At 66.1% G+C, this 6266-nt stretch carries 7 protein-coding genes; 2 read left to right on the plus strand and 5 right to left on the minus strand.

Annotation, left to right across the window (positions count from 1 at the left end; translation table 11 throughout):
• Nucleotides 1-9: 9 nt before the first annotated feature.
• A complete protein-coding gene (locus Q0964_RS05535; RefSeq protein ID WP_299264497.1) occupies nt 10-501 on the plus strand; it encodes a hypothetical protein in 492 nt (163 codons plus the stop codon).
• Between the two features lie 331 nt (nt 502-832).
• On the opposite strand, the gene Q0964_RS05540 is transcribed toward Q0964_RS05535, so the two are convergent.
• Together Q0964_RS05540 and Q0964_RS05545 are read right to left on the minus strand one after the other, a co-directional pair.
• Nucleotides 833-1582: a class I SAM-dependent methyltransferase gene (locus Q0964_RS05540; protein ID WP_299264522.1), complete on the minus strand. Its 750-nt coding sequence runs from the start codon at nt 1580-1582 to the stop codon at nt 833-835.
• A gap of 126 nt (nt 1583-1708) precedes the next feature.
• Entirely contained in the window at nt 1709-2545 is an 837-nt protein-coding gene (locus Q0964_RS05545; RefSeq protein ID WP_299264499.1) for a deoxyribonuclease IV, read from the minus strand.
• 112 nt (nt 2546-2657) lie between these two features.
• Here Q0964_RS05545 and Q0964_RS05550 point away from each other — a divergent pair, with 112 nt between their 5' ends.
• Nucleotides 2658-3746, plus strand: a complete 1089-nt coding sequence (locus Q0964_RS05550; protein WP_299264502.1) for a glycoside hydrolase family 5 protein — start codon at nt 2658-2660, stop codon at nt 3744-3746.
• A 5-nt stretch (nt 3747-3751) separates the two neighbouring features.
• On the opposite strand, the gene Q0964_RS05555 is transcribed toward Q0964_RS05550, so the two are convergent.
• The 3 genes from Q0964_RS05555 to Q0964_RS05565 form a co-directional block, all read right to left on the minus strand.
• Entirely contained in the window at nt 3752-4240 is a 489-nt protein-coding gene (locus Q0964_RS05555; RefSeq protein WP_299264504.1) for a GtrA family protein, read from the minus strand.
• On the minus strand, nt 4237-5001 hold the full coding sequence (locus Q0964_RS05560; protein WP_299264507.1) for a glycosyltransferase: 765 nt from the start codon (nt 4999-5001) through the stop codon (nt 4237-4239). Before Q0964_RS05560 ends, Q0964_RS05555 begins: the two co-directional genes overlap by 4 nt.
• A partial coding sequence (locus Q0964_RS05565) for a glycosyltransferase family 39 protein (RefSeq protein ID WP_299264510.1) occupies nt 4998-6266 on the minus strand: 1269 nt, incomplete at its 5' end. The genes Q0964_RS05565 and Q0964_RS05560, both read right to left, overlap by 4 nt.

Below are 6266 nucleotides of genomic sequence, written 5' to 3' on the forward strand. Positions count from 1 at the left end.
AGTACAGGTATGACCGGCCGGGGCATCCTCGTGTACGGGAGTCTCCTCCACGAGTCGACGCTGTCTACGACCCTCTCACCGGCCACCGTCGCCGACGCAATCCCCGTCGAGGTCCACGGCTACCGTCGGCGGTTCGACAAGGCCTCGGCCCACCGCGAAGGATCGGACGGCGAGACCGCAATTTTGAATGTCGCACCCGAACCGGGACAGTGGCTCAACGCCGTCCTCGTCCCCGACGTGCCCGACGACGAGTTCGCCGAGTACCGGGAACGCGAGTACCGCTACGAGCTGGTCGACGTACCCCCGAGCGACGTGCTTCCATACGACCCGGCCGACGCGACGACCGTCGAGAGACTCGACGAGCGCCTGATCGCGACGAGCGAGGGCGGCCTCGACGACCCGGAACCGATTCCCTACTACGCGGCAGAGTGCATCGACGGTGCGCGGGGCTGGGGCGAGGCGTTTCTGGCGGACTTCCTGGTGACGACCGACCTGGTGTGACGGCACGGACTCCCACGTGTCGACACTACACAGTAACCACGTCCCCGTCGACCGCACAGTCGTATCCGACTGTCCAGACGGCGGTTCGCTCAGTTCGGCGCACTCGGCCGCCTCGGGTTCGCCGGGTGTGCCGGTCCCGGAGCAGAGGATAGTGAGGAGGACGGCGAAAGCGGAAAAAAAGGAAGCCATCACGACCGTTCGACCGACACCCAGTCGGGTTCTGGGCACCCGTGGTACAACTGCACGAATGTACGATATCTGGTACAATATACACCAGATTTGTTACCAAAATCGTCGGTCAGCGGGCAGACAGACATACTCTTTCTGTTATTTATTCCGGGACGGTGCCGACGGTGACGAAGAAGGGGACGACCTCACGGCGGTGATACTCTTCGGCCTGCATCTGTGAGATCACGTCCCGGCCCATGGCGCGCCAGGCTTCCCGCAGGTCGTCGAGGTCCTCGGGTGTGGCGTCGCCGGCGAGCATCGTCTCACGGTCGGCCGCCAGTCCCGCGCCGCTTGCTTTCCGGCGGGCTGCCTCGACGGCGCGCTCCGAGTAAGGCGGATCGATTCGCCGTTCGTGGTCGTACTGCGCTGTGGTTACGTCGGTCAGTTCGGCCGATTCGAATGCGCCGGCCGCGTCCGCACCCAGCGTGGCGTCGGTCGACACCCCCTGCAGGTAAATCTCACGGGCGCGCTGTGCGAGGGCTGCTTCCGGTTCGGCGGAGGAAGTCACCGACACCGCGGCGTTGTTCGGTTCGACAACCGCCACCAGCTCCGTGGAGACGCGAGCGAACTCCGCGACCGCTGCGGCCGGGTCTGGCAGGTTCACGAGCAGCGCCTGGCAGACCACCAGGTCGAAGCTGTCGTCGGCCACCGGCAAGGAGAGCGCGTCGCCCCGTAGTCGTGGGGAGCCGGCGCTGGCGAGCAGACTACGGTCGGCGTCGAGGCCGACGACCTCGGCGGGGCTCTCCTCGCGAAGGACTCGTGTAAGCTCGCCCGTCCCACAGCCCACGTCGAGGACGCGTTCGCGTGCCGAGAGCTCGAGGTCGGCGAGTGCGTCCCGAGAATCAGCCCACATTCCCGCCCGCGTGGTCTCCAGATACTCGGCACTGAACTCGCGCACGATTTCGTTACGCTCGGCTCCATCAAAAGCCGACTGGTTCCGCTGGAGTCAGGCGAGAGGTAGTACTGCCTTCGTGTGAACTTATACGCTGTCACGCATTTCTCGGACGCGGTCGACGTTCCAGGCGAAGCTCCGCCCGTCTTCGGTCGGCGTCTCCAGTACCAGGGGCACGTCCCGGATGGCCTCGTGGTTGACGAACGCACGCATGCCGTCGTCGCCGATCAGCCCCTCGCCTACGTGGGCATGTTCGTCTTTGTTGGTACCACAGTCGTGTTTGGAGTCGTTGAGGTGGACGCAGGCCAGGTCGGGGAGACCGACCACGTCGTCGAACTCGTCGAGCGTGTCGTCGACCCCCGATGGCGTCGAGAGGTCGTAGCCCGCGGCGAAGGCGTGTGCGGTGTCGAGGCAGAACTCGACGTCCTGCGCCGTGCGGTCCCGGACAGTCGCCAGGTGCTCGAACTGGCCACCGAGTTTCGTGCCGCTGCCCGCGTCGCTCTCGATGAGCACCGTGACGCCGTCCGGGACGTCGAGTTCGTCTAACGCGCTCGCGGCGTTGGAAAGTCCTTGGTCGACGCCGGCACCGGTGTGGGCACCCAGGTGGACGTTGACGTAGTCGATGTCAAGTTCGGCGGCGGCGTCGACCTCCTGTTGCATGGAGTCGATCGACTTCGCCCGGAGGTCGTCTTTGGGCGTACAGAGGTTGACCAAGTACGAGGAGTGAATCACCCACGGCCCCAGGTCTGCCTCCGCGGAACGCTCGCGGAACTGCGCGGCGTTGTCCGGGTCGATGTTCGGGTCCTGCCAGACCTGTGGGGAGTGTGAGAAGATCTGGCCGCAGTTGCCGCTGTAGTCGAGTTGCTCGTCGACGGCGTTGTGAACGCCACCGGCGATAGAGGTGTGTGCACCGACTCTGAGCATACCGGTACTGGGTGTGTGGGCATCAAAGCGGCTTCGATGCGCGACGGGAGCCGACGGTATCCGAATCCGATACGGGCGACGGGACTAACAGCGAGAACGGCCAGCTGGGCACATGGCACAGAAGCGGGCTCCCGTCTCTCGGCGGCGATATCTGGCCTGTGTCACCACGGTCGGCGTCTCGCTGTCGACCGCGACAGCCGCTGGATTCAGGTCCCAGGGCACGAACGGAACGAACGTGCAGTCACCGACGGACGAACGAGAACGGACGACGCCGCCGCGCCTCCACGTGGACGGCCGGTGGTTGAAAAATTCAGCTGGCGACCGGGTCACCCTCCAGGGGCTGAACACGGTCGACCCTTGGTGGGGAGCGCAGCACCAGCAGTTGGGCGAGGCGACGTTTCGGGAGACGCTCGGCCGGATCACCGATCCGGACGAAGGCTGGTACACCGACGTGGTTCGGGTCCCGTTCCAGCACTCGGTCGATTCGGTCGGGCTCGAACGAACAATCGAGGAGTACATGCGTCCGGTCGTGGATTTTCTCGAAGCCCGGGGCTGTTACGCGATTCTCGACTTCCACCGCGTCGAGCCGTGGAACACCGACGAGGTCGATCGCGAGGTACGGACGTTCTGGGAGGCGGTCGCGCCGGCGTTCGCCGACGACGACCACGTCCTCTTCGAGTTGTTCAACGAGCCGACCGAACCGTTCGGCGACGGGCGGCGCGGCTGGGCGGCGTGGCGACAGACGGCACAGCCGTGGGTGGACCTCGTCCGAAGCCACGCGCCGGAGACCCCGCTGATCGTCGGGTCGCCCCGCTGGTCGACGGAAACGAGATACGCGACAGCCGACCCGTTCGACGGCGAGAATCTCGTGTACGCGGCACACATCTATCCGACGCACTTCCAGCACCTCGACCTCGGGGCTCTCGCGGCAGTCGCGGACGAACGGCCGCTGTTCGTGACGGAGTGGGGGTACGTCGACGACGAGGACAAGCCCGATCACATGGTCGGGAGGACATCGGGATACGGCGAGTCCCTCCGGGGGTACTTCGAGGGAATCGCAAATCTCAGCTGGACGGCGTGGTGTGCCGATTCCCTCTGGAGTCCAGCCATGTTCGACACCGACGGGACCCTGCGGAGCGGCGACCGGTACATGGGCGCGTTCACGAAACGGTATCTGGCCGACGTAGCCGACCGGGCATAGCCGCGTCAGCCCGGCTCGCCACGCTGGAGTCGCCAAGTGAACAGCCCCTCGAGAGCGTAGTTGACGAACATCGCGACACCGATGGCGGCGACGCTGGCGACGAGAAACCAGACGTTGACGCCGGCCGCGACGAGCGTGACGTCGATTCGACGGGTCAGGAGCCAGTAGGCGGCGAGCTGGATGGCCACCCCTCCCGAGCGGACGAGATGTGATTTCCCGAAACGGCGTGCGAGCGGGCCGACGCCGGGCGCGCCCGTTCCGGCGAATGTCCACCGCTCGTTGAGGGCGAACATCACCAGGATCGCGACCTCGACACCGACGGCCTTCGCCGGCAAGTCCGGAAGACCGAAGACGAGCGCGCCGAGGGCGAGCGTCGCGTTGTCGGCGAGCGCACCGACGATACCGACGGAGACGAACTGGCCGAACAGCGCGCCCGAGAGGAGCGGTTCGAGCCAGTCGGGCACCGCTCGCCGGAGCCAATCACGGTCGGTCATCGGTCGACCAGGGGTGGCCCCCCCTCGCTTCGGGCGGTGATTGCGGTCTGTCGACTGTCCTCACGGAGGCGGTCGGCACGGTATCGGGCCGCGAGGAGCGCCCGAAACAGCGTAGCGGCATCACGGACCGGATCGACCGTCGAGCCCGGCCGGTCCCGCCACTCGACGGGGACCTCCCGGACACTGAGGTCCAGCGCGCCGGCGATGGCGACCAGTTCGATATCCCACGCGAACCCTGGCTCGTAGAGGTGGTCACGAACCCGTTCCCAGCCGTCCGCACGGATCGCTTTGGCTCCGCACTGGTAGTCGTGCAGGCCGACCGAGAGCAGTCTGCCGGCGACCCACGCGTAGCCGTCGCCGAGTAGCCGCCGCAGGACCGTCTGCTGGGTGACGATCTCGGCGTCCGGGTGTCGTCGCGACCCGACCGCGAGGTCGGCGCGGTCGGTCACGACTGGATCGAGAACCTCGCCGAGTGCGGCGACCGGCGTCGACCCGTCGGCGTCGGCGAACGCCAACACGTCCGTGTCCAGCCGCTCGAAGCCGGCGGTGATCGCGGCACCTTTTCCCCGGCGCCGGGGAACCGTCTCGACGCGAGCGGGAACGTCGGCCAGCCGTTCCGTCTGCTCGACCGCGGGCGCGTCGAGTTCGACCAGGACCGCCGTCGGCGAGAGCGATTCGTCGACGGCTTCGACGTAGTCCCTGAGCCGGGACACGTCCGGCTCGTAGGCGGGGACGACGACGCCGACGGAGTCGCGGGTCACGGCGTCACCTCCGCGGGGCTCCGGGCGGAGTCAGCCGTCGCGTTCGGTCCGAACCGTGTGAGCCGGATCTCGCCGACCGTCGCGTTCCGGTGGCGGCGATACGTCGACGGGAGCGCCTGCCGAACGGCACCCCGGTTCTCCCCGTGAATGTTGACGACCCAGACCCTGTCGTACTGCGTGTCGGCGATCCGACGGCTGAACGCCCGTTCGGAGGTGAACTGAACCATGTCGGCCGAGTGGTTCTCCTCGAGGTAGTAGTCGGCAGCACCCATCGTGTAGCCGGGGTTGAACACGACGAGCGAGTCCGGGCCGAGGCCGTCATCGAGGATGGACGTAGCCTGGTCCCAGTTCTCTGCCGAGTCTGTGGTGTAGTAACTGGGCAGCATGGCACCGAACAGCGAGACGACCACGACGAGCGCGAGTACCTGCACCGGACGGTAGTCGACGTCGGTGATCGACTTCGCTACGAAGATCGCCACTGCCACGAACCCGACGATCGTGTAGCGAGTCTCCAGGAACGGGAACACGCTGACCGAGACGACGTACGGAATCGCGATCATAGTGACCAGGAGTGAGAGGAGCAGCACGGACCCCCGAACTCCGTCGGACGTGCGCCACTCCAGATACACCTGCCACAGGATCGCGATCAGGAGGACGACACCGAACAGGATCCCGACGTTGAGCGTGAACGACGTGAGCTTGATCTGCGGGTAGTTCGTCGGCACGCCCGCGTACGCCAGGAGGATGGAGCGGAGTTCCAGCAGTCCCGGTTCGGACAGCCACCGCACTTCCGTTCCCTCGCCGAAGAGGTAGTTCGGGAGCGCGACCAGCCCCATCCACGGGACGAACAGTGCTCCTGCGAGGACCTGCGTCCCGAACCACTTCTTGACCGCTCGGATGTCGGCCGACGCGACGAGTCGTGCGCCCAGATGTAGCAACTGGGCCAGGAACACGAACGAGCCGTACACGTGGGTCGAGAGCATCAGTAGCGTCGTGATGGCGTACCCGAATCGGTTGTCGAGGTTGTGGCTCCGAAGCGTTCGGACGTAGAAGTACAGCGAGAGGGTCGCAAAGAAGACCAGCATCGTGTACATGCGGGCGGTCTGTGAGTACTGGATCTGAAAGGTCGAGATCGCCATCAGTAAGCCGGCGATCAGCCCGGTCCGCCGGTCGTACAGCTCACCAGCCAGCAGGTAGACTGCACCGACCGAACCGAGCCCGAACAGAAGCGACAGCGACCGGACCGCAATCTCCGAGCGACCGAA

The sequence above is a fragment of the Halorientalis sp. genome (genome assembly GCF_028275115.1).
GTDB lineage: Archaea > Halobacteriota > Halobacteria > Halobacteriales > Haloarculaceae > Halorientalis.